This window comes from Bradymonas sediminis (assembly GCF_003258315.1).
Taxonomy (GTDB): Bacteria; Myxococcota_A; Bradymonadia; order Bradymonadales; family Bradymonadaceae; genus Bradymonas; species Bradymonas sediminis.
Genome location: NZ_CP030032.1, coordinates 3430794 through 3454162, shown reverse-complemented (window position 1 = coordinate 3454162; position 23369 = coordinate 3430794). Strand labels below are relative to the sequence as shown.

The 23369-nt window shown below is 61.6% G+C and carries 17 protein-coding genes; 12 read left to right on the top strand and 5 right to left on the bottom strand.

Annotated features, from left to right (window positions below; genetic code table 11):
* Nucleotides 1-7 precede the first annotated feature (7 nt).
* The 4 genes from DN745_RS13040 (at nt 8) to DN745_RS13025 (ending at nt 5912) form a co-directional block, all read left to right on the top strand.
* A complete protein-coding gene (locus DN745_RS13040) occupies nt 8-1441 on the top strand; it encodes a pilus assembly protein TadG-related protein (RefSeq protein WP_111335474.1) in 1434 nt (477 codons plus the stop codon).
* Entirely contained in the window at nt 1438-2433 is a 996-nt protein-coding gene (locus DN745_RS13035; RefSeq protein ID WP_133621850.1) for a TadE/TadG family type IV pilus assembly protein, read from the top strand. The genes DN745_RS13040 and DN745_RS13035 overlap by 4 nt, the downstream gene beginning before the upstream one ends.
* 54 nt (nt 2434-2487) lie before the next feature.
* On the top strand, nt 2488-3462 hold the full coding sequence (locus tag DN745_RS13030) for a hypothetical protein (protein WP_133621851.1): 975 nt from the start codon (nt 2488-2490) through the stop codon (nt 3460-3462).
* 218 nt (nt 3463-3680) lie between these two features.
* Nucleotides 3681-5912 carry a DEAD/DEAH box helicase gene (locus DN745_RS13025; protein WP_111335468.1) on the top strand — a complete coding sequence of 744 codons (2232 nt, stop codon included), beginning with the start codon at nt 3681-3683 and terminating at the stop codon, nt 5910-5912.
* Between the two features lie 12 nt (nt 5913-5924).
* Here DN745_RS13025 and DN745_RS13020 read toward each other — a convergent pair whose 3' ends face one another.
* Nucleotides 5925-7418, bottom strand: a complete 1494-nt coding sequence (locus tag DN745_RS13020; RefSeq protein WP_111335466.1) for a Do family serine endopeptidase — start codon at nt 7416-7418, stop codon at nt 5925-5927.
* A gap of 361 nt (nt 7419-7779) precedes the next feature.
* On the opposite strand from DN745_RS13020, the gene DN745_RS13015 reads away from it, so the two are divergent.
* Both DN745_RS13015 and DN745_RS13010 read left to right on the top strand, forming a co-directional pair.
* On the top strand, nt 7780-10455 hold the full coding sequence (locus DN745_RS13015; RefSeq protein WP_111335463.1) for an endonuclease MutS2: 2676 nt from the start codon (nt 7780-7782) through the stop codon (nt 10453-10455).
* 5 nt (nt 10456-10460) lie between these two features.
* Nucleotides 10461-10910, top strand: coding sequence for a DUF2231 domain-containing protein (locus DN745_RS13010; RefSeq protein WP_111335461.1), 450 nt, complete (start codon nt 10461-10463; stop codon nt 10908-10910).
* Between the two features lie 36 nt (nt 10911-10946).
* Here DN745_RS13010 and DN745_RS13005 read toward each other — a convergent pair whose 3' ends face one another.
* Nucleotides 10947-11882 (bottom strand): M23 family metallopeptidase, encoded by a 936-nt coding sequence (locus tag DN745_RS13005; protein WP_111335459.1) that lies wholly within the window; start codon nt 11880-11882, stop codon nt 10947-10949.
* A gap of 287 nt (nt 11883-12169) precedes the next feature.
* Between DN745_RS13005 and DN745_RS13000 the strand changes: the two genes are divergently transcribed.
* From DN745_RS13000 to DN745_RS12975, 6 genes are all read left to right on the top strand, one after another.
* Nucleotides 12170-13891 (top strand): serine/threonine protein kinase, encoded by a 1722-nt coding sequence (locus DN745_RS13000; protein ID WP_133621852.1) that lies wholly within the window; start codon nt 12170-12172, stop codon nt 13889-13891.
* Nucleotides 13892-14138: 247 nt separating this feature from the next.
* Nucleotides 14139-15008, top strand: coding sequence for a tetratricopeptide repeat protein (locus DN745_RS12995; protein WP_111335455.1), 870 nt, complete (start codon nt 14139-14141; stop codon nt 15006-15008).
* Between the two features lie 30 nt (nt 15009-15038).
* Nucleotides 15039-16157: a hypothetical protein gene (locus DN745_RS12990; RefSeq protein ID WP_111335453.1), complete on the top strand. Its 1119-nt coding sequence runs from the start codon at nt 15039-15041 to the stop codon at nt 16155-16157.
* 131 nt (nt 16158-16288) lie between these two features.
* Nucleotides 16289-16744: a DUF6918 family protein gene (locus DN745_RS12985; RefSeq protein ID WP_111335451.1), complete on the top strand. Its 456-nt coding sequence runs from the start codon at nt 16289-16291 to the stop codon at nt 16742-16744.
* A 39-nt stretch (nt 16745-16783) separates the two neighbouring features.
* Nucleotides 16784-17593: a DNA repair protein RecO gene (gene recO, locus DN745_RS12980; RefSeq protein ID WP_111335449.1), complete on the top strand. Its 810-nt coding sequence runs from the start codon at nt 16784-16786 to the stop codon at nt 17591-17593.
* Nucleotides 17594-17666: 73 nt separating this feature from the next.
* Nucleotides 17667-19400 (top strand): bifunctional metallophosphatase/5'-nucleotidase, encoded by a 1734-nt coding sequence (locus tag DN745_RS12975; RefSeq protein ID WP_111335447.1) that lies wholly within the window; start codon nt 17667-17669, stop codon nt 19398-19400.
* Nucleotides 19401-19473: 73 nt separating this feature from the next.
* Here the strand turns inward: DN745_RS12975 and DN745_RS12970 are convergent, their stop codons facing one another.
* From DN745_RS12970 to DN745_RS12960, 3 genes are all read right to left on the bottom strand, one after another.
* A complete protein-coding gene (locus tag DN745_RS12970; RefSeq protein WP_111335445.1) occupies nt 19474-20925 on the bottom strand; it encodes a SulP family inorganic anion transporter in 1452 nt (483 codons plus the stop codon).
* Between the two features lie 430 nt (nt 20926-21355).
* Nucleotides 21356-22213, bottom strand: coding sequence for a hypothetical protein (locus tag DN745_RS12965; RefSeq protein ID WP_111335443.1), 858 nt, complete (start codon nt 22211-22213; stop codon nt 21356-21358).
* Nucleotides 22214-22323: 110 nt separating this feature from the next.
* A complete protein-coding gene (locus tag DN745_RS12960) occupies nt 22324-23364 on the bottom strand; it encodes a tetratricopeptide repeat protein (protein WP_111335441.1) in 1041 nt (346 codons plus the stop codon).
* Between the last annotated feature and the right edge of the window lie 5 nt (nt 23365-23369).

Genomic DNA, 23369 nt, shown 5'->3' with positions numbered 1-23369 from the left:
CAATACGATGAAACCATCGATTCAAAAAACCCGCGATTTCTTCTACTCCACTCACGAAGATGAGTCTGGGGCGGTTGTGATTCTCTGTCTGGCAGCGGTCTTGGCCCTGATGGCGATGGCCTGGGTGGTCTTTGATGCCCATCGTTCCGTGAACGATAAGATCATGCTTCAGGGCGCTGCGGACACCGCGGCATTTAGTCATGCGTCGGTTGAAGCCCGCTCGATGAATATGATCGCTTACGGGAATATCGCCAAGCGCTCCATCATCGACATTCATGCCATGTATACCGGCATGTATGTGGCGTATATCATCTGGATCGCAAAAAAATGGTCGGAATGTAATGTCCCCTATAATATTCCCGCGTGTGTCGAGGCGCTCATAAATACAATCATGTGGGGGGTGGAGACCGCGTCGGATACCAATACGATGTCCAGTATTATTTTTGGCAGCGGCGGGCTCACTAAGAAGGCCTACCTGCGTGATATGCAGGCCATCGATAACTACCAGCACTACCTCTTTCACGTGACGCCCTGGTGGGGCTTCTCCGAGCAGCTCGTGCGTGGCTGGCGAAACGGCGCGACCGCGGTCGTGAGCTTCCCGCCGCCGCCCGGTGAAGTCACGAACCTGGCAAGCTCGGTCCAGCAGGCCATCAATACCATCAACGGGTTTCTGCAACAGTTGGGTATGAAGACGATCGACCTGCAGACCTTCCACGGCAATGACAACCTGCCGCTCAAGAAGACGAGCTTTGGCGGGTGGGATTGGATTAAGCAGCTCAACCCGCTAGAGCACCCGGCGTTTACGCTCGAGCATCTGGTCAACGGGTTGATTCATAAAGATGAGTCCCAACTCGGCGCGGCCAGCGGTATGACCTTCGGGCTCGGCCTGGTCTTGAGTATCGCCGCCGGTATTCCCAACGCGGCATCCAAATTTAAGAAATACGATGACCCCTATCTGCTGGACAGCGGTGGCAGCGAGGCCGAGTGGCTCAAGCGCACCTCGAACCTGGCGTTTGCGTATCTCAATGACCCCAAGCGCACCACCGATGACCGCAACAAGTTCACGGTGTCGAACCAGACCTATAATCACAGCTTGACCGGCGCGCTGTTCAGCTCGGTGACCTATGATACCAGCGGCTATTGGACGATGGCGAAGTCAGAGATCGTCTTCGCCGACGGCAAAGACCCCGACATGTGGCACCCCAGCTGGACCGCGCGCATGCGCCCGGTGCATCTGCCGGGAGAGTTTGAGGACGCCGACTTTGCGATGTTCCAAGCCTATAGTCAAATCGTGCCCTATCTTGCGCTGAACGCCCAGCTTGGAAGCATCCAGGGCAATCAAACAGGCGCGGCGGCCCTGGCCTCCATGAAGGATATCATTTCTCTCGGATTCTCTACCGCCGCCATGGGACCCACCACTGCCTCCGGAGTCGCGAAATGAAAACACGTTTTGAGAACCTGTATTTACGTCTAGCTCCGGGCCTGTCACCGTTGACGCGTCAGCTCAAGCGGCTGCACCGAGACGACGGCGGCGCGACCTTGACCGAATTCATCATCATGTTGCCCATTTTTCTTATGGTATTTAACGGCGTCATGATCTTGGGGGAGTTTACCCGCAAGGGGACCGAGGCGCCGATTATCGCCTACAAAGAGACGTTCAAGGAAGTCTTGCCGTTTCAAGATGACAACTGGTTTGCCGCGAAGCATATGCAGCCGACGATCGCCGCGGCCGATGCTGGACTGCAACTCGCGGGGGATTCCAAAGCCCACAATATCTCGGGCGCCGTGACCGCCGGCGCCAACCTCGCCGAAGGGTCGACCTACTTGGGTATGGGGCTCAACGGTACGATGGGCGAGTCATTTTCACGCGCCAATATGATGACCATGAAGCCGAGCACCGACCTTCAGGGGTGTGAGAGCAATGGCCCAAGCTGGCCGTCGGATTGCTTCACCATGAATGATCAATCTGGGCCCCAGGCACTGTCTGGTAGCTTTATCCCGAACTCTTCAAATGGCAAGCTCACCTCCGACCTGAAAGACCTGACGGGCGACTCAGAGTACGCATACACATTGTTCAATGACGGTCCTTCGGTCCAAGCCTTTTCGGGCGGCGGCGGCGGCATCCTGGGGACACTTAACGCGGTCGTGACCGGCCTCGGAATTCGTCCCGCACTGGCCGCAAATAGTCGCTACGGTACCGTTTCGGGCATGAGCAAAGAGACCTTCACTTTCGCTGGCATCAGCATGGAGATGGAGGCTCACTATAATGTTTTGGTCCCCCCGTCGCCCAAGGGCCCGATGATGGACGAAATGACGGCGACCGCGATTTCTCGACTGAGTATGGTTGGACAAGACCATTACGACGATGTGCTTGGCATTGCGTGGAATCAACCGCTGGGGAGCGAAAATCTTGATGTTCCCGACTATCACTAAAATAGATGCGTCGTGCCTTGATCGCGTTTAACCCGTCTAGCCCAGGATTGAATCATGAGTTTACTCAAATCCACACTTCCAACGGTTGCAAAGCTCGGACTGGCCGGCGCGAGTATTTGCGCGATTGCGTGGGCCTTCGTGGTCTATCAACCTGACGCAACCGTGCGCTCGTCTCAGGCTGATATTTTGGATCTGAATTTTATCAAATTGTCGAATACCGCCCGATTTTCAAAGTCGTTGGAGCAGCTCGGACATGACGAGCCGCAGACTTTTTTGATCAACGGCAATATGGTGAACTTTTCGGTTAATTATAGCCGCAAGCACCCGCATCAATTGGCGCGCGAATATCAGGACGAGTTCGTCTATCAGGGGCTTAATACCCGGGTGTGGCCGCTTGACTCCACGTTTGAGTCTCAACCCGACATGATCGTCGATTCGCTGACCGGGGGCGTTGTTCCGCTGAGCAGCACCCCAAACTCGGTGGCCCTTGGTGGTGTGTTGACCGCAGCCGGCGCGAGCAATCGAAACGAGCTGGAGGCCATAAGCGCCGACCCCGGCGCCAAGAAAGAGAGCCTTCTTCGCGGGCATCAAGCCATTCAGATGAATTGGGACCCGAGCGCGCGCCGCTCCACCGTCACCGCGACCTGGAGCGACGAGAAGTTTGATTATACCAAGATGGTCTTCATCGATCAGACCGAGGACAAGAACGCGATCGTTCCCTCCTGCCCCGATTGCCGGGTCGTGAGTCGCGTGCGGAGCATGAATATCGACAGCGATTACGATAGCAAGATCTTCTCCGGACCTCGCTCACTCCCCGCGCTGACCGACTATTATCGGCGCGAGATGACGCAGCGCGGTTGGGTCGAGAGCGAGGCCTCCGTGACCTTTAATATGATGCGGCCCTATATCAACTACGAGGGCAGCGAAGCAGTGATGATACAATTTGTGAAGGGGAGGCGCTTTCTCAGCATTACCGGTTTCCCTGGAGAGGCCGGCGAGAACGTGATTCACACCACGATCTCGGATTAATTCGGCGCACCCCGCCCGCACTTACCCGCTGGCTTCGACAAGCCCGCCGCAGCCCGTTATGCTGCCGACCGCCGCGCCCGATTCATTGAGGGAGCGGCGGTTTCTTATTGCCCGCGCCCCGAGCGCGTGCAATTTATGGGGCCTGGACGACGCGATCGCTCCGCGCCGCACAACTTCTTATTCTCACATCTTGAGACACTCGCCTCGAAGGCTTCAGCATGAAATTTCACGGACTCACACTCGACGGTTTTCAGAAGACAGCGGTTGAGGCGATCGACGCCGGCCACAGCGTCCTGGTCGCCGCGCCCACCGGCACCGGCAAGACCCTGGTCGCTGACTATCTCATCGAGAAGATCCTGGAGCAGGGCGGCGAGGTCATCTACACCGCGCCGGTCAAGGCGCTGTCGAACCAGAAATACCGCGAATATACCCGGCAATTTGGCCGCGATAAGGTCGGCCTGGTGACCGGGGATTTGGTGATCAACCGCGACGCCCAGGTGCGCATCATGACCACCGAGATCCTGCGCAATATGCTGCTCGAGGATACCCGCGTCGCCGACCCGAATTCGCCCGATGAGCCCGACGCGGCCGAGCTCATCGAGCTCAACGAGACCGCCAGCCCCTCGGACACCCAGATGCCCGAGATCAACCGGCTTCAGGCGGTGATTATCGACGAGATTCACTTCCTCGACGACCCCGAGCGCGGCACCGTCTGGGAGGAGCTGTTGATCTATTTGCCCACCCGCATCCGCATCCTGGGGCTGTCGGCGACCGCCTCGAACCTCGAGGAGATGGCCGCCTGGCTGTCGGCCATCCGCGAGACCGACGTCAAGGTCGTGCGCGAGGACAAGCGCGCGGTGCCGCTCGAAATGTATATGGCCAGCCTGGAGACCCGCCTGGTCCCGCAGAAGCGCTATAATTCGATGTATAAAAAGTGGCGAGATTCGCGCAAGCGCGGGCCTAAAAAGGATGGCTCGCGCGGCGGGCGAGGGCGCGGGCGCGGCGCGAAATACCACCGCAATGACTCCAAGGTCGAGCGCACCCGCCACCACCACGTGGTCGAGATGATGTCGGACACCGGCTTCCCCGCGCTCTACTTCATCTTCAGCCGAAAGCTCGTCGAGCAGCTCGCCCACGGGCTCGCCCGCGGCCCGGTCGGCAAACACCTGGGGCATATCTCGGACACCGGCGCGATTAAGAAGCGCTTGCGCGACTTCGACAAGCAATTCCCCAACGTGCTCACCCCGCGCCACCGCGCGACCCTTAAAAGCGGCATTGCCTGGCATCACGCGGGCATTCACGTCGCGCTTAAAGCCCTGGTCGAAGAGCTCTACGAGGCGCGCCTCATCAAGGTCCTCTATTGCACCTCGACCTTCGCGCTGGGCATCAATATGCCCGCGCGCACCGTCATCTTCGACGGGCTGACCAAGTATAATGGCGTGGAGGTCGCGCCGCTGACCATACGCGAATTTATGCAGATGGCCGGGCGCGCAGGGCGCCGTGGCATCGACGTCGCCGGCGACATTATCGTGCGCCAGGACTTCGATGATTACGAAGAAGTGCGCCCGTTATTGAAGCAGCTCCTCTCGTCTCAAAGTGAGCCGATTGAGTCGTCCTTCAACCTGTCATTTCACTCCATCGTCAACCTGCTCGCGCGCTTCGAGGAGCCCGAGATCCGCAAAATGCTCGAGCGCAGCTTCAAGTCCTTCCAATCCGGCAATCAGGCCCAGCACCTGCGCGAGCGGATCAACGAGCGCCAATCCGAGATGGACGCGCTGCGCCTGGAGTCGGGCGACGCGGATGCGGGGCCGTCGCGCACGCATCGGCGCAAATTGGCCGCGCTTAAGCGCGAGCTCAGCGAAGAGGAGCGCCCACGCCTATGGGAGGATTTTCAGCGTAAAGTCCATTTTTTGCGCACCCATAATTACCTGGCCGCCGACAATAGCCTCGAGCCGCCGGCGCGCATCCTGCGGCACTTAAAGATCGAGGAGATCTTCCTCACCGAGCTGATCCTGGCCGGGCATCTCGAAGACCTCACGCCCGAGGAGCTCTTCGGCACGATGTGCGGACTGGTCGTCTCGCTGCCGCGCTCCGCGCGGGTGCGCCGCCCCGAGGATGATAAGTGGTGGCAGATCTTCGCCAATTTCAACGCGGTGTACGACTCCGATATCATCGCCCAGGCCGAGGCGCTGGTGTTCTCAGAGACCGTCTACACCCCCGAGGTGATGCCGCTCGGGGAGCGCTGGGCCGCCGGAGACTCGCTCGCGGATATCCTGCTCGAGATCAACAATCCCACCGATCTCTCCGGCGACCTGGTCGGCGCGTTTCGCCGCGCCAAAGATATGTGCGGCCAGATTCGCGACGTCTTCTTTGACGACGCCCCGCGGCGAAAGGAGCTCACCGCGCTTATCCGCAAAGTCTCGCGCGATGAGGTCGAGGTGCTGGACTAAGCCCGCCGGGGATTATCGGCCGAGGGCGGATTTGCTCAGATGCATCGCCAGGTACATGGTGCGCCCGTCGCGGTGCACCAGCAGGCGCAGCGGTTTGCGCGTGTCGTGCTCGCGGATGGCGCGGTTGAGCTCCTTCTCCGAGCTTACGACCGTCTCACCGACCTGCTGGATGATATCGCCGGGGCGCAAAAGACGGGCGACCGGCGACGTCGGCTGCACGCTCTCGATGATGACACCCTGACCCGCGGTGGCGCCAAAGCGCTGGGCGAGTTGCGGGGTCACGGGCGATACTTTTAGCCCGAGGACCACGCCGCTTGAGGTCTCTTTGGCCGGCACGACCGCGGCGCGAGAGGCGTCCGGGCGCTCAGCGACCGCGACGATGAGACGTTTGGGCTTTTTGTCGCGGATCAGGTCGGCCGAGGCTTTCTCTCCCGGCTGGGTCGCCGCCACCGCGAGCAATAACTCGCGGGCGTCGCGGGTCGGCTGCCCGTTGAACTTCGTGACAATATCGCCCGGGCGAATCCCCGCCTGGTCTGCCGGTCCGCCGGGCTCAACCGAGCCGATCAGCACGCCCTGGCGCATCCCAACACCGAAGCTGGCCGCCAGCGTCGCGTTCATCTCCTGAATCCCCGCGCCAAGATAGCCGCGGCTAACGTAGCCGCGCTTGCGCAGCGCCGGGATCATCTCTTTGACCATGTCGATCGGCACCGCAAATCCGATGCCCTGACCGTCGCGCCGGATCGCAGTATTCACCCCGATGACCTCGCCATTCATATTGAACAGCGGCCCGCCGGAGTTGCCCGGGTTGATGCTGGCGTCGGTCTGCAGGAAGTTGTCGTAGGGGCCCGCGCCGATGTTGCGCCCCTTGGCGCTGATGATGCCCGCGGTCACCGAGTAATCCAGGCCGAAGGGATTGCCGATCGCGACCACCCATTGCCCGACCTTTAGATCCTTGGATTTCCCCAGCTTGACCGCCGGCAGCTTCTCGTCGGGCTCGATCTTTAGCAGGGCGATGTCGGTCTGGGCATCGTGGCCGATGACCTTCGCCGGGTAAGAATGCCCGTCTTTGAGGATGACCGTGATCTCGGAGGCGCCGTCGATGACATGGTTATTGGTGAGGATATACCCGTCTTCGTCGATGATGAATCCCGAGCCCTGACCGGTCTGGGGTTTGCCCTGGATCGAGCCGCCGAAAAACGGATTCACCATTTGCTGGCCGGGGACCTGCGCGGTGATCGCGACGACCTTTTCATTTTGTCGCTCGAAGACCTCCGAGACATTCGGCAAGCCATAGCTCGCGGCTTGCGCCGGCGTCACGCGCTGGCTCGAGCGCTCGGGGCCGACCGCCTCGGCGACCTTCACCCCCGGCGAGGTCTGGCTCGGCGAGCTGGCGGTGGTCAGGCCAATCGGCAGCGCGAGCAGCGCCGCGAGGATAATGAACGTTCGTTTGGTGCGCCCTGTCTTGGCGCTCTTCGTACGGCTTCGATTCATCGAGTCTCTATTCATGGGTTCACCTCTTCTGCTTCGTAGAGAACATTCCGTTTATTTGATGGGGGCCAGGGCAAAGCCCTCGTTGAGACGGACGTCTCAGGTTGAAAAATATGCAATTAAAACGCAGTGGAGTAGCGTCTTGGGTGGGCATAACGAGAGTGTTGGATAATTTCATTCCCGAGCGCTATTTGATTCGGCGCAGATTTGTGGGAGGTTGCCGGCGCGCACGCGCTGCGCCCGCCGGGCCAGAGTCTTTGCGCTCTTCGGACTATTATCGGGTTGTGAGCCGTTAGTTTGGACGCAAGCAATCGGATCGATATAAGCTTCTTCTGATTGAACCAAATCTGTTGACGATTTTCTTTTCTCGACATGAGTGATGATGAACTCGGACCAAAATTCGGACGCCCAGCCAGCCGCCAAAGACATCTCTTCCTATACCTCGCTTGAGGGCCTGATGGTGCAGACCCTCGCGCCGGTTCGCGGGGGCGCGCCGCGCGGTGAGGGCGATGATGCATCGTCGGAGAGCTGGCGCCGCGCGATCTTTCCGCCCAAGACGCTCCAAGATCTGCAGTGGCCACGGCTGCTGGCGATGCTCGAGAAAGAAGCATCGACGCCGGAGGGCCGCGCGATCCTCGCCGATCTGCAGCCGCTGCCCACCCGCGCCGGCATCGAGCGCCGCCTGGCCGAAACCGGCGAGGCGCTGCGTCTGCTGGCTGACGACGACTTCCCGCCCTTGATGGGGCTGCGCGATATTCGACGCGCCCTGGACCATGTCTCGCGCCAGGGCGTGCTGCTGGGCGAGGACCTGGCCGCGATCGCCCGAAACTGCGACGTAGGCGCGCGCAACTATCGCTTCTTCGAGAGCCGCGGCGGGCGTTTCCCGCTGTTGGCCGAAGCCGGCGCGCAGATCGACCCGGTGGACCGCCTGCGCGCTGAGCTTCACGAATGCGTCGACCCCAGCGGTGAGCTGACCGACCGCGCAAGCCCGGCGCTTCGCACCTTGCGGCGCAACGTGCAGAACCAGCACGACCGCCTGCGCTCGCGCATCGAGCAGGAGCTCGGGCGCGAAGAACTCGCCGACTATCTTCAGGACGACTATTTCACCGTGCGCGAGGAGCGCTATGTGCTGCCGATTCGCTCCAGCGCGCGCTCCCACGTGCCGGGCGTGGTCCACGGATATTCCTCCAGCGGGCAGACCGCGTTTATTGAGCCGGCCGATCTGGTTAACCTCAATAACGAGCTGCGCTGGGCCGAAGCCGAACTCCAGGAAGAGAAGAACCGCATCTTCGCCCGACTCTCGGCGCAGGTCGGCCAATACGCGGCGAGCCTGCTGCATAATAGCGATTGCCTTGCCTATATCGATGTGGTGATGGCCCACGCGCGCTTCGCCGAGCGCATCAACGCCACGGTGCCGACCATCACGGAGGACCGCGTCGAGCTCAAGCAGCTTCGCCATCCGATGCTCTATGTGCAGCACCTGCGCGAGCGCGACGGCCAGCTCACCAGCGACGTCGTCGCGAACGACCTGATCCTCGAGCCCGAGCGGCGCATCCTGCTCATCTCGGGGCCAAATACCGGCGGAAAGACGGTGCTGCTTAAATCCTTCGGCCTCTGCGCGCTGATGCTGCATTTCGGCCTGCCGATTCCGGTGGCCGAGGGGTCGAAGATCCCGCTCTTCGACTCGATCTTCAGCGATATCGGCGACGAGCAGTCCATCGAGCGTGACTTGAGTACGTTCTCGAGCCATCTGACGAATATTAATGAGTTTTTGGGCGAGTGTGGGCCGAAGAGTCTGGTGCTCCTCGACGAGCTATTTACGGGTACCGACCCGATGCAGGGCGCGGCGCTCGCGGTCGCGTTGCTCGAAGAGCTCGCGCGCCGCGGGTCGACCGCCGCGGTGACCACTCACCTGGAGAATCTGAAGACCCTGGCGATTCAGAACCAGGCCTTCGCCAACGCCTCGATGGGCTTTGATGTCGAGACGCTGGAGCCGACCTATCGCCTCACCCTCGGCATCCCCGGCAGCTCCTTTGCCCTGCGGATTTCGCGCCGCCTTGGCCTGCCCCAGAAGCTCATCGACCGCGCGATGGAGGTGCTCGACGGCGAGGACCATCATCACGTCGACGAGGTCCTGGCGTCGCTCGAAGAGCAGATGAGCGAGCTGCACGCCGAGCGAAATCGCCTGGAGCACGCCCGGCGCGAGGCCGAGCAGAAGAAATACCGCTTCGAGAAGAAATACCAGTCCCTGCTCGAGAAAGAGCGCACCGCGATCAACGCCGACGCCCGCGCCCTAAAGAAGGATTTGCACAAGGCGCGCGAGCTGATTCGCGAGAAGATCAAGACACTCCAGCAGGCCGGCGTGGTCAGCGGGAAGTCGTCTTTGAGCCAAAAGGAGCTGTCCGAATTCCAGGACGAGTTGCGCGGCAGCGAGGAGGTCATCGACCGCGCTCACGAGCGCACTCGCCCGGCCAAGGTCAGCCCCTCGGGTTATATCGAATTGCCGGCCGACGAAGTCGAAGTCGGCCTAAAGATCTATGTGCGCTCCTTTAACCGCATGGGCACCATCGTGGAGTTCGACGAGCGCAGCCGCCGCGTGCAGGTTCAGCTCGGCGTGCTCAAGGCCAAGGTCGACCTCGACGACCTCTTTTATCCCAGCGAGGCCCAGCGCCAGGCGCATCTTCGCGGGGACTCCTCCGGCGGAAAACCCCGCGGGCAGCAGGGCGCCGACAAGGGCGCACAGGCCCCGGATCCGGCTCAAGATGGCGAGCATGGGCTGGATATTACGATCCCCCAAACCCCTGATAATACGGTGGATTTGCGCGGGATGCGGGTCGACGGTTCCTTGGAAAAACTCGATCTTTTCCTCGACCACGCCTACGCCAAGGGCGAAGTCGGCGTGCATATCATCCACGGGCACGGCACCGGGGCGCTCAAACGCGCGGTGCGCGGGCATCTTATCGACTCGCGCTATGTCAAAGAATTTCGCCGCGGTGCGCGCAATGAGGGAGGCGACGGCATCACCGTCGCGCTCCTCGCGGCCAAATTGAGGTGAGCGCGATGAAGATGTCATTTTTGCATCACCTCACCCTGCATTTCCCGATCGTCCTGGCCTTCGTTTTGGCCGGCGTCGGGCTGTGGTCGCTGCGCGAGGATACGCCCCAACTACGCCGCTTTATGCGCGTGGTCGGGTGGGTATGCTTTGCCTTTGTGACCCTGGCCACGGTCTCGGGCATCATCGCCGCGCCGGGGTGGTTTGGCGGCGACGGCAGCGAGGCGCTGAGCCATCATCGAAGCCTGGGCGTGAGCACCTGGGTGGCGATGGCGATCGCGGCGTTTAGCTATGAGTGGGGGATGCGTGTGGGGATCGACGATTGGCGCAAATTTGCGGTCGGCGTGTGGTGCGTGGCGGCGTTTGGCGTGGTCGGCACGGGCCATTGGGGCGGGGCCGAGCGCCACCCCGACGAGATCCCCTGGCGGGTCGACGGGGTGTCTAAACCCGAGCGCTAAGAGCGCGGCCAGCCGCTCCCGGCCTGGCCGATTAACTCATTGATTTTCAACCCGTTGGCCGAGCAGGGGGTCCTTATCTGAGGGGCCCTGGGGCATGCCTTTCTCAACCGCCTCGCCGTCGGCGAGGTAATTCGAGAACCGCAGCGGCAGGCTCTCAGCGACCGGGAAGTCGCCGGTGTTTTGCAGGTGAATATGCACATGCGGCAGCATGGCGCGCCCGGAGTTGCCGCACTCGCCGACCTTGTCGCCCGGGGCGACCGTGTCGCCGACCTTCACCGGGATGCTGCGCTTTTTGAGCTGCGCGATGTAGAGGTACTCGGCCTCATCGACCTTGATCACCACGTAATTGCCCAGCGGGCCTTCGTCGGTGACCACGTTGGGCGCGTTGTCCTCGTGCTTGCGCTCAAGCTTGACCACCTTGCCCTCCACCGCCGAGAAGACCGGCTCGCCGAAGCAATAATAGTCGCTGAGTTCTTTGCCCTCATTCTTGAAGCGTTTGCCGTCTTCGACGCGGGTGAAATCATAGCCCCATCGGTAGGTCGCGGTGGTCGCGTGATAATTCGTCTTCTTGGAGTCTCCGCCGGCCGTGGTCACCCATTCGCCCTCAACGGGCAGGCGATAGTCGTGGGTGGACTCCCAATCTTCGGTCGACAGCGGCACCGCGAACATCGGCACGTTGCAGAACAGCGCGATCAGCACCAGGAGCAAATACGCGATGGTGCGCGGCCAGCGAAAGATCGGCTGGTTAAAGATCGTCTTGGTCAGCCCCCAGAAGATCACCGGCAGCGTCAGGATCCCCAGCGTCGACAGGATGAACGAGTGGATATAGACGCTGACGATGCCCAGGCGCATAAAGACCAGCACCCAGCCCAGCAGCGCAATGCCCGCCATCATCACGGCCACCTGGCTCCAGAGCTCCCAGGGAAAGGACTTCGGGGCGGCGGTCTTACGGGCTGTTTCGTCTTGACTCATGGCTTCCACGCAGCTTGGTGCAGATTGGCTTCGGACGGCCAATTCGAAGGCCGCTTTGCAGGGGTTTCAACCATGAATTATTGGGCCCGTCAATAGATAGGGGTTCGGGGCCGGGCCCAGGCCGCGCGTCGGCCCGGGAAACCTCGACAGCGATAGTGCGGCCGGTCTAAATAATATGCTAGGCTATCCAGGAGACTTCTGAGGAAGTCGTTTGCCAACTACTTTGTTGTTCTGCGCCTCTAAGGTTGTTATATTCGCTCGACGACGTTCTTTTATCCCAATTAAATATGCCAATATGTCCGAAATGTCGTGGGGAGAGCGATGAGCTTGGCGCTAAATGCCCGCGAGATGAATTCTATTATATCCATGAAAGCGCGCTGGAGGATGCCGAGCGCGATTCGTGGATTGGTACCCTGGCGGCCGACAAATATGTGATCGTCGCGCTGATCAGCGAGGGCGGCATGGGCGCGGTGTACCAGGCGATTCAACTGCCGGTGCAGCGCGAAGTCGCGTTCAAGGTCTTGCGCGCTGAGTTGAAGGATTCCAAGCAGGGAAAGGAGCGCTTCGCGCGCGAAGCCCGCGCCATCTCGCGGCTCTCCCATCCCAATATTATCACCATGCACGACTTCGGGGTCGACAGCCTTGGCCATCCATTTATGGCCATGGAATACGCCCCCGGCCAGAGCCTGGCCGACTGGATGATGACCCCGGGGCTGACGCTGCAGCGGATCAGTCATGTTTTTCGCCAGATTCTCGCGGCGATGTCCGACGCCCATGAGCAGGGGGTTGTTCACCGCGACCTGAAGCCCGAGAACCTGATCGTCACCCGGGCCGGCAACGACACGGACTATGTGAAGTTATTGGACTTCGGCATCGCGCGCATGGTGCACGACACCGCCAGCCGCGGGTTGACCCGTGACGGCGAGGTCTTCGGCACCCCGCATTATATGGCCCCCGAGCAGGCTCAGGGAAAACGGGATATCGGCCCTCAGGCCGACGTCTACGCCCTGGGGATCATGTTTTATGAGATGTTAAGCGGTGAGTGTCCCTTTGACGCGCCCACGCCGCTGTCCATCCTCTATATGCAGATCAACGATCCGCTGCCGGAGTTGCGCCCCAAGAATAAAATGCAGGTCCCGCAGGGGCTGCGCGATTTGATCGATATCGCCACGGCCAAAGATCCGGCGCAGCGTTTCGAGAACGCCGGCGCGATGCTCAACGCCATGGACCATGCTTTGGGCGATATGAGCGGCATCTACGCAATCCCGGCGGCGAGTCGGGAGGGGCAGACGCCGGCCCCCGCCGCCCCAGCGCCCCAGAAGGTGTCCGTCGAGAAGGCCACCGAGCTCGACCTGGATGCGAGCTTCGACGACGCTGTGCTCATCGCCGGCGCGCGCGCCGCCTCCAATCAGGTGCAGATCTCCGACCCCAGCGTCGCCACTGACATGGATCTTGTCGCTCCCGGCGATGACAAGAAGAGGCTCGCCCTGATCCTGCTCCTGGTATTGCTGCTCGGCGGTGGCTTTGCGGTTTATATCTTTGGCGGCTCCGCTGAAGTTGAGGAGCCCACGGGCACCCTGCAGGCCGAGGAAGTCGCGGCGACCCCCGAGTCGCCGAGCGAGCCTGAGACGGAGCCCGCCGCGGCGCTGGCTGAAGAACAAGCCCCCGAGGTCGTCGAGAAGCCGCCGAGTGATGAAGTCGACTTAGCCCAAGAAGAGCCGCGCGTGGGCGAGCCGGCGCCGGTTGAATTGGCGGCCACTCCCGCGGAGGACAAGCCCGAGGACGGGGACAAGACGCCCGCGCCCAAGGCTGCTGCCCAAGAGCCGACGCCAACCGCCGCCGCCCCGACGCCAACCGCGAAGCCCAAACCGGCGCCGCAGAAATTCGAGCGAAAGCCCATCGACTCGGCGCAGACGAGCGACTCGGAACCCAAGAAGTTCGCGCCGGCGAAATTCGGCGCACCGGCGCCAAAAAAGGAGTCGGAACCGCGCAAATTTGAGTTTAAATAAGGCGCGGGCGCCGCGACTCGCGCTCTTATTTGTGACGGCCGCTTTCGCCGAAACAAGAGCCATAGAGTCGATATTCTTGACTATCAAGTTCAGCCGTAGCACTGTTTGCTCCTGAACACGCTGCTCGAGTTGGGGCTGTGCGCTTTTTGGGGAGCGACGCCTCTTTCAATAAGTATATGTCTCGAAGATACACCACTCCGCAGGGGCGGGCGTCTTCGATAAATTAAATATCTTGGTAATTCACACGATGAAGACTTCGCAGAAAACGAAATTTATCAGTTTGTGCCTGGCCGGCGCGTTGATGCTCCCGGCGGGAACGGTCTTTGCCGATGATGCTGCGGACGCGGCGGTCTTCTACCAGCAGGCGTCTGAGGCCTATCAGGCCGAAGATTACGGGCGCGCCGATGAACTGCTCGCCCGCGCGTTTGCCCTGGATCCGGACCTTATTTACCAATACAACCGGGTGCTCGCGAACCAGGCCAACGGCGACCTGAAGGCGGCGCTGGACATCCTCGACACCTATCAGGAGCAGATGGCCGCGGACCCGGAGGCCCGGTTTACCGACGTGCCCGCGATTCGCGCGAGCCTGGAGGAGGCTTATGCCAAGGCCGAGGCCAAGCGCGAAGCTGCGGCGCTGGCGGCGGCTGAGAAAAAGAACGCGAACGGGGCCGAAGTCACGCCTCCAGGCGACACGTACCCCGACGACGAGGACGAGTTTTCGACGAGCCGCGTTCTGGGCTGGTCGCTGGTCGGCGTGGGCGTGGCGGGACTCGGCGCTGCGGCGCTGTTCGGCTCCAAGGTCCTTATCTCCGACGTCGACGACCGTTTCGCGTGTGAGAACGCCGGCAAGAGCGGGTGTTATGCGGAGTTTGGCGACGACGCGGCCCAGGACAGGCAATTCGAAGAAGATCAGAACACTTGGGATACGCAAAATACCCTGACCTGGGTGTCGCTTGGCGTGGGCGCGGCCGCGCTTATCGGCGGTGGCGTGGTGCTGTATTTGGACTCCCAATACACGGGCGAAGGGGTCTTCGCCTCCAGCGGGGACAGCAACCTGGAGTGGGCGCCTTATGTCAGCGCCGACGGGGCTGGCGGTACATTCAAACTTTCTTTTTAAGGCTCCCCCGGCGATTTGTCCGGGAGAATTATGATAACTCACGCCGCCGATTTGCTGCAGAAGAGCCTCGCGAAGATCCACACGGCGCCCGGCGCACGTGTGCCCGCGGCCAAGATTATCTCCGCGCTTGAGGCTCTGATCGAGCGGCAGGAAGATGTCTACGACCAGATTATCCTGCCTGAATTGGGCCTGGGCGAGCGCTTTGATGTGCGCTCCCATCAGCTGGAGAAGTCGGGCGTCGCGCGCCAATATCGCGGCGGCGAGGTCTGGCTTTTCGACGGCGTCCCCGTTCAAAATTGGCTGCACGCGCCGCTCCTTATTCCCTTTGAAGACCTCGAAGACACGCTAATTCTGGCGCGCGTGCGCGACCTGCCAGCCGGCGTCGCTCGCCAACTTCGCCCACCACTTATCCCCGGGGTGCGCCGCGCACTCGAAGCCCTCGATTGGGTGGTCATCGACAGCGGTGGCTTCGAGGGAGGGCGCATGGAGCACGCTGAGTTTCTCGACGAAATCGGCGAGCGCCCATGGATCCGCGTGGACCACGACCCCGAAACCGGGGCCGCGCGCTTTGAGACCTGGCGCGGCGAAGAGGCCCAGAGCGGGTGGGCGAGCAATATCTTCGACGCCTTCGAATACCTGGCCGGGGACCCGGACGCGCCGGTTCAACTCCACGACCCGAATTGGCCGAAAGACCCGGACGCAAAGCCCTTCGAGACCGCGGTGTCCCTGGATCTTTTGGACGACCCATATTCGATCTGTCGTCGCCTGATCTTTCAGGACGCCGGGCTCGATATCGACCGGCTCGGTCCGCTGGTGACCTGGAAGGACAGCCCGGATATGCTCTTCGAGTTCACCGACGAGGATGACTCCATGCTCAGCGATATCGGCAGCTGGATGGCCTCGAGGTTTGACGGTGACGCCGCGTATTTCGCGGCGTTGATGGCCGATTGGTTCGCCGAGATTCGCGCGAACCTTCCGGTCGAGGTGCCGGGGCTGGGCTTTCTTCACGAGGTGGTGCTGCCGGCGCTGGTCTTGCGCCGCCCCAGGCCCCTGGTCGGCGCGTTGGACGCCGGGACCACCATCCTCGCCCCGCTGCGCCTCTTCGCGGCGACCGATTTGCCTGCCGAGGAATGGATCGACACGGAATAATTAGGCCGCGCGGGCGATTTGCATTTTGCAATTCGCCCAGACCTTGGCCTGCATGATATTGGGCAAGTACTGGGCGCGTCGAAGTCGACGCCCATTTCTTCGTTTACCTTCATCGATTAGAGATAAATATTATGGCTGAATTGAAAACACGCCTGGACGCTGCCAACCGAAAAGACGTCGTGGATGATGTCGTCGCGCTGATTGACGCCGAGGTTCAGGGCAAATCTGGCCTCTCAGGCGTCGCGCTTAAGGGCGGTTATTCGGTGGTCAAGCGCCTCAAAGGTGGGCGCATGATTCACGAGGCGGCCGACGCCCTGCTGGATCCTTTCGCCGAGGCGCTCGACCCGCTCTATGTCGCCTTCTTGGAAGACGACGGCGCCAGCAGCTTCGAGACTTATCTGAAGCCGCGCAGCGACGAGGCGACCCAGGCATTGCTCGGGATCACCGACGCGCGCGTCGACCGCGCCGAGAAAAAAGTCATCATCAAGACCTACGGAAAGTTGCGCGGACAGGCCGAAAAGCACGTCGCCGAAGCGGTCCCCGGGGTCGGTCGGCTTATCGACAAATACGCCCCGAAAGGCGCCTGAGGTAGCTCGGCCGCCCGAACTCAGCAGTGAACCCACCCGATGTCGAAACCTCAACAGGTCACCGCGTTTATTCTGCGCCGGGTCGATTATGGCGACCAGGACCAGATTATCACGGTTTTCGGGCGAGAAACGGGCAAGTTCTCGGCTCGCGCGCGCAACGCGCGCGCGAGCAAAAAGCGCTTCGGCGGCGGGCTGCAGCCGATGCGCCGGCTCAACCTGAGCTATACCCACGCCGCCAATCGCTCGATGGCCTCCCTGAGCGAGATCGAAATTCTCCTGGATTATCAGGGTCTTGAGGGGAGCTTTGACAAGATCGCCATCGCCTCCTACGCCACCGAGTTGGTGCGCGAATTCGTCCAGGAGGGGCAATCCGAGCCCGAAACCTTCGACCTGCTCGACGTATTCTATGCCGAGTTGGCCGCCTCCGATTTAAGCAGCGCCGGGCAGCCCGCCCCGCCCGAGCAATTCCCCGACTTCGTCTATTTTCTGCAGCTCATGCTCTTTCAATTCGAGCTGCGCCTGCTCGCCATCCACGGCGCGCTGCCCTCCTTTGACGGTTGTTTTCGCTGTGGCGTGGACGCCGCACAGATGGACCGACTGCGCTGTATGAGGAGTGGTGAGGGGCTTATCTGCGGCGCCTGCAGACGCCCCGGCGAGTCCACCGGGCTTCTCTCCCACCAAACCTTTGCCCTGCTATGCTATCTTCAGAACCCGGCGGATGGCTCGGCTGCCGGATTTGGTGACCCAAAGGTCCACCAACAACTTCGCCGAGTCCTGGACGCCGCGCTTGAGCAAATGCTCACCCGGCCGTTGAAAAGCCGGGCGATGCTCGACACGCTCTTTTTATGACGCTATCTGTGGTGTCATACTTCTGGCACCAATTTCAGAAATTTCAATCCTCTTTGTATGGAGAAGGCACAGAATGACGAAGTCACGTCTCTATCTTGTCACATTATTGGTTCTTGCAGGTTTTGGGGTTGGCGTCAGTACGGGTTGTGCCGGCAAGCAGCCGGTGCCGGACTCGGCCGAGCGCGACGGCCCGGGGGTGAGCGCGGAGGGCCGCGACGCCGACGGCCTCGTGCCGCTGCGCATCGTCGCGATCAACGACCTCCACGGCAATCTCGAAGCCCCCGCTGGCACGGTGGTGGTCGACGGTGAAAAGGTCGACGCAGGCGGGGTTGCTTATATCAAATCCTATGTCGAGAAGGCCCGCGCGGGTCACCCCAATAGCATCGTGGTCGCCGCGGGCGACCTGGTCGGCGCGACCCCGCTGGTCTCGGCGGTGCAACACGATGAGCCGACCATCGAGTCGCTCAACAAGATCGGCCTGGAGCTGAGCGCGGTCGGAAACCACGAGTTCGACGCGGGCTGGCAGGAGTTGCTGCGCAAGCAAAACGGTGGCTGCTTTGAGGGCGATGACTGCACCGACAAAGAAGTCTTCGGCGGCGCCGACTTTGATTATCTGGCAGCCAATGTGGTCGGCGAAGATGGCGAGACCATCCTGCCGGGCTATCGCGTCAAAGAATTTGGCGGCATTCCGGTAGGCTTTATCGGCCTGGTGCTCGAGGGCACCCCGAAAATCGTCGCGCCGAACTCCATTCGGGGATTGACCTTCCGCAACGAAGCCGAGGTCATCAACGAGGTCGCCGCGAAGCTGCAGGCCGAGGGCGTCGAAGCCATCGTCGTGCTCATCCATGAGGGCGGCCAGCCCGAAACCGCCCAGGCGAGCCTGAGCGACTGCGGTGATATGCGCGGCCCGATCGTCGATATCGTCAAGAATTCGAGCAAGGCGGTCGACCTGTTTATCACCGGGCACACCCACCGAAATTATATCTGCACGGTCGATGAGCGACTCGTCACCAGCGCCTATTCTTACGGGCGAATCCTGACCGAGGTCGACGTGAAGCTCGACCCGAAGACCGGCGATATCGTCCATAAGGCTGGCGTCAACGAGGTCGTGCGCAACGACGACCTGCCCGCAGACGTCGAATTGGCCGCGATGGTCAAGGGCTACGTTGACTCGGCGGCCGTCGTGGCCAATCAGCCGGTCGGGCGCATCACCGCGCCGATTACGCGCGAGCAGAACGAGGCCGGTGAGTCGGCCCTGGGTGATCTTATCGCCGACTCTCAGCTCGTCGCCACCCAGGCGCCCGATGCCGGTGGCGCCCAGATCGCCTTCATGAACGCCGGCGGCATCCGTGAGTCCGTCCCGGGCACCGTCGAGGAGGGCAGCGACACCCTCAGCGTCACCTACGCCGATATGCACCGCGCGCTGCCCTTCGGCAATACCGTGGTCACCCTGACCCTGACCGGCGCGCAGATTCACCGCCTGCTGGAGCAGCAATGGGCCGGCGACTTCCCCAAGATTCTCCAGGTCTCCAAAGGCTTCACCTATGAGTTCGACCCCAACGGCGAGATCGGCAGCCTTGTCGACCCGGCCTCGATCAAGCTCAATGGCCTGACGCTCGACCCGAGCGGGGAGTACCGCGTCACGGTCAACGGATTCCTAGCCAGCGGCGGCGACGGCTTCACCGTCCTGGGCGAAGGCACCAATAAGCAGGTCGGCCCCACCGCCCTGGATGTCGCGATTGATTATTTCAAGAAGAACACCCCGGTCGCCCCGGGCCCGCAGGACCGCATCAAAGTCAAGAAATGATGCCGGCTGAAGATTGAATAAAAAAAGCCCCCACGCCTTGGCGTGGGGGCTTTTTTGCGCCGGCTGCGCGGGATTAATGCCCCGACGACGCGCTCAGCCCCACGCGCTCGACAAGCTGTTGGCTCTCGTTATTCAAGCCGGTAATCGTGACCTTCTTCTCGAAGCCCTCGTATTTCTCGATGATGCGCGCGATGGCCGCGACCGCCGAGTGGTCCCAGACATGCGAGGCCGAGAAGTCGATGACGATATGCTCGGGGTCTTCGGTGACCTCGAAGAGGTCGGCGAAGTGGCTGGTGGTGCCGAAGAACATCTGCCCCTGCACCGCATAGTGTTTCACGCCGTCTTCGTTCTCGTGGTGCTCGGCGCTCAGGCGCGCGATATCCCAGCCGAAGAACAGCGCGCTCAGGATGACGCCGATGAACACGCCCATGGCCAGGTCGTGGGTGTACACCACCACGCCCACCGTGGTCAGCATGACGATGGCGTCGCTCATGGGGACTTTGTGCAACTGGGTCACCGACTGCCAATCGAAGGTTCCGATCGACACCATCACCATCACGCCGACCAGGGCGGCCATCGGAATCATGGCCAGGACGTCGCCGGCGACCATGATCAAAAAGAGCAAGAAGGACCCGGCGACCAGCGCCGAGAGCCGGCCGCGCCCGCCACTTTTGACGTTGATAACCGACTGCCCAATCATCGCGCAGCCCGCCATGCCGCCGAAGCACCCCGCCACGATATTGGCGATGCCCTGGCCGCGCACCTCTTTGTTCTTATCGCTCTTGGTGTCGGTCATATCGTCGACGATGCTCGCGGTCAAAAGCGACTCCAGGATACCGACCATCGACAGCGCGAAGGAGTAGGGGAAGATGATCTTCAGGGTCTCGAGGGTCAGCGGAATATCCGGCAGCGCGAAGAGCGGGAACGCCCGGGTCATCTTGCCCATATCCCCGACCGTTTTGAGCTCGAAGCCGCCAAAGAACATCACGATCGTCATCACGACAATCGCCACCAGCGCGGAGGGCACCGCTTTGGTGATGCGCGGCAGCCCGTAGATAATGCCGAGCGTCGCCGCCACCATGGCGTACATCATCCAGCCGGCGCCCTCGAATTGCGGCAATTGGGCCATGAAGATGAGGATCGCCAGGGCGTTCACGAAACCCAGCATCACCGAGTGCGGCACAAAGGTGATGAAGCGACCGATCTTCAGGAAGCCGAAGAGAATCTGCAAGACGCCGGTGAGGATGGTCGCGGCGAGCAGGTATTGCAGCCCGTGGTCGGCGACCAGGGTCACCATCAGCAAGGCCATCGCGCCGGTGGCCGCCGAGATCATGCCCGGGCGCCCGCCCACAAACGCGATGGTGACCGCGATACAAAACGAGGCGTAGAGCCCGACCATCGGGTCCACCCCTGCGATAAGCGAGAATGCGATCGCCTCGGGGATCAACGCCAGGGCGACGGTCATCCCCGCCAAGACGTCCATGCGTACATTCGAGAACCACGATTCTTTGATAGATTTCAACAAAACGGTACGTCCTTTCTAAGCGTTTAAACTGTTTTTGTTTAGCGGCGATGCAAACAACACCGCGCTGCGCAACCCTGAACACTCAGGTGCTGCAATCATTCCACGCGCACCCCGGCAAATTTCGCCGTCGCTGCTCGCTTCCCCTCGCCAGTTGCGAATCAAATATTACATCAGAGATTTCATCAAATTAGCTCGCCCGACGTCCCAATCATCGGCGCCGGCGAGTATTTCCTGCGCGGGCGAATGCCCGCCCAAGGCGCGCTTCTATAGCATAATCGATTCGATTGCCAGCGTCCCCGAGAGATAAGTTGAGGGGCTGGATTGCCGATGGGGCGCGGAAAAATTCGGCGAAAATACGCCCCCCCCCCGGTGACGCTCGCGTCATCGGGGGGGCGTATTTTTCAGGCGGTGCCTGAACTAGGCTGGGCGCTCAGGGGGGAGGGAACTGGCAACTTCCCGGCTCGCTATGGCATTGGCCGTTGACGCAGACGCTGCCGTCGCTTGGGCATTCGGCGTCGCTGGCGCATTGGGTGCGCGCGCACTCGAAACAGTCCGTCGAGTCAACCGGGCAAAGGGCGGCCTGGCAGCTAAAGTTCGGCGGGCAGGAGCGCGCCTGTACCTCGCTGCTAGCGGGCGTGCATGGGGTAGCGATGCAATGTCCTTCCGGGTTGCATCGCTCTCCTTGTGCGCAGTCGGAGTGCTGCTCGCACGCGAGCTTGCAGATGCTGATGCTGGTGTCGCAGGCGCAGTCTTCGGGCGTGACCTTTTCACACACGTAGCGAATGCCGTTCTCGCCCTGAGAGGTTTGCTCGCAGTCGGTGTCGGCGGTGCAGGTGACCAGGTAATCTTGGCACATGCCGCAGCCAACGAAGCCGCCCGGCTCCACACAAATGCCACCGCTGCTGTCGCAATCGCTCGAGTCATTGCAGGCGTTGTCGGGGGTACCCGAGTCGGCGTCAGGGCCTGCATCCACCTCGGCGTCGGCATTGGCGTCGCCTCCGTCCTGGGCGTCGCTCATCTCCGATGTGTCGACCCCGACGTTGGTATCTTCGTCGGACGCGGTGTCTTCGGGTTGCTGGGTGTCGGCGGAGGTCGTGTCTTCCGGGCTCGCGGTGTCAGGCTGCGAGGTGTCGGTCTTGCTTGTCCCCGTGTCGGCCTTTCCGGTGCCCAGCGACGAGTCGTCGGCGCCGCAGCCGGCGAGGCCCCCGAGCGCCAGAAAAAGAAGGCATATCAGCAGGGCGTTTCGCCCATGGTCCCGCGAAATCGCGCTTCGGAGTCTAAATATCATGACATTCTCGCGTTGAGCATTGTGGGTAATAGAGTGCGAGGCGATTCTAGCAAGATTTGATTTCGATAACCATTCGGGACGCGACCCGAGGGCGCATTTTTAGGCGCCGCTCAGAAACGCCCCCGCATAAAGAGACCGCGGGCGTCCGAGGGCGCTGCGTTGCCCTGCGACGGGTCCGGGGTAAACGTCACCGAGTCCAGCGCGATGCCGCTCTGATAGGCTGGCGGCGTCGGGGTCTCGTCGCCAAAGCCCCACCACCAGATCGCTGCCGTGGCCAGGCTCGCCACGCTGACCACGCCCGACGCCCAGGTCAGCGTCGCCGAGGTGTTCATCGCGTCGTAGGTCGAATCGTAGTCCGCGGGCCGAGTTTGCTGGCCTTTTTGAGCATCCCATTGGTCGATTTGCTCGCGGTCTGAGGCGTATTGGGTATAGCTGACAACCCCGATAACGCCGCTGACCACGCCCACGCTTCCCAGAATGATCGGGCCCATGGGGACGCCGCCGCTGGCTGTTTCGGGCGCGCCGGCATCGGCCAGGTCCAATGAAATGGCCAGCGTTTTGGACTCGGCTGCGCTCAATTGAAAAACCTGGCGCTTATCGCTAAAGCCGCGCTTTCCGACCCAGATATCATGCGCTCCGGCCTCCAACTCAACCTCGACGCGGCCCTCTTCGCGCTGCAAATTTGAGACGCGCTCGCCGTCGATAAAAACATTCGCGTCGGCAGGGATGACGACCAGCTCAAGGGTGGCGGGCAGGGTTTGGCGGTGGCGCTCCTTGAGCGCCGCGACGGTCTTCTCGATGCGCCCACGCTCCTCGGCGTCGGGCGTGGCCGCCAGGAAGCTCTCATAGCCCTCGATCGCCTCGGGGAGCTCGCCCAAATATTCGTGGCAGCGGGCCATGCGATAGCGCAGGTCGGGGTGGCTAAACAGCGCGTACGCATCCTGATAAGAGGCGAGCGCCGCGGCGAAATCCCCCGCGTCAAAGGCCGCTTGGCCTTTGTCGATCAGGTCGACCAACTCCTGCTGCTGCGCCGCAGACAGATCCTGATGCGATGGAATCGCCTCCTGTGCGTGGGCCGAAAACGCCACCAAGACGCTCGCCAAACAGACGATGGAGCGCAGCGAGTTTGCTTTTAGGTTCAGATAATTCATATCGG

Excerpts from the sequence above, each read along its gene's own strand:
- DN745_RS12990 (WP_111335453.1), top strand. The coding sequence starts at position 15,039 with ATGATAACTCACGCCGCCGATTTGCTGCAGAAGAGCCTCGCGAAGATC.
- DN745_RS13040 (WP_111335474.1), top strand. The coding sequence starts at position 8 with ATGAAACCATCGATTCAAAAAACCCGCGATTTCTTCTACTCCACTCAC.
- DN745_RS13005 (WP_111335459.1), bottom strand. The coding sequence starts at position 11,882 with ATGAGTCAAGACGAAACAGCCCGTAAGACCGCCGCCCCGAAGTCCTTT.
- DN745_RS13015 (WP_111335463.1), top strand. The coding sequence starts at position 7,780 with ATGATGAACTCGGACCAAAATTCGGACGCCCAGCCAGCCGCCAAAGAC.
- DN745_RS13035 (WP_133621850.1), top strand. The coding sequence starts at position 1,438 with ATGAAAACACGTTTTGAGAACCTGTATTTACGTCTAGCTCCGGGCCTG.
- DN745_RS12985 (WP_111335451.1), top strand. The coding sequence starts at position 16,289 with ATGGCTGAATTGAAAACACGCCTGGACGCTGCCAACCGAAAAGACGTC.
- DN745_RS13025 (WP_111335468.1), top strand. The coding sequence starts at position 3,681 with ATGAAATTTCACGGACTCACACTCGACGGTTTTCAGAAGACAGCGGTT.
- DN745_RS12960 (WP_111335441.1), bottom strand. The coding sequence starts at position 23,364 with ATGAATTATCTGAACCTAAAAGCAAACTCGCTGCGCTCCATCGTCTGT.
- DN745_RS13020 (WP_111335466.1), bottom strand. The coding sequence starts at position 7,418 with ATGAATAGAGACTCGATGAATCGAAGCCGTACGAAGAGCGCCAAGACA.
- DN745_RS12995 (WP_111335455.1), top strand. The coding sequence starts at position 14,139 with ATGAAGACTTCGCAGAAAACGAAATTTATCAGTTTGTGCCTGGCCGGC.
- DN745_RS13010 (WP_111335461.1), top strand. The coding sequence starts at position 10,461 with ATGAAGATGTCATTTTTGCATCACCTCACCCTGCATTTCCCGATCGTC.
- DN745_RS13030 (WP_133621851.1), top strand. The coding sequence starts at position 2,488 with ATGAGTTTACTCAAATCCACACTTCCAACGGTTGCAAAGCTCGGACTG.
- DN745_RS12965 (WP_111335443.1), bottom strand. The coding sequence starts at position 22,213 with ATGATATTTAGACTCCGAAGCGCGATTTCGCGGGACCATGGGCGAAAC.
- recO (WP_111335449.1), top strand. The coding sequence starts at position 16,784 with ATGTCGAAACCTCAACAGGTCACCGCGTTTATTCTGCGCCGGGTCGAT.
- DN745_RS12975 (WP_111335447.1), top strand. The coding sequence starts at position 17,667 with ATGACGAAGTCACGTCTCTATCTTGTCACATTATTGGTTCTTGCAGGT.
- DN745_RS13000 (WP_133621852.1), top strand. The coding sequence starts at position 12,170 with ATGCCAATATGTCCGAAATGTCGTGGGGAGAGCGATGAGCTTGGCGCT.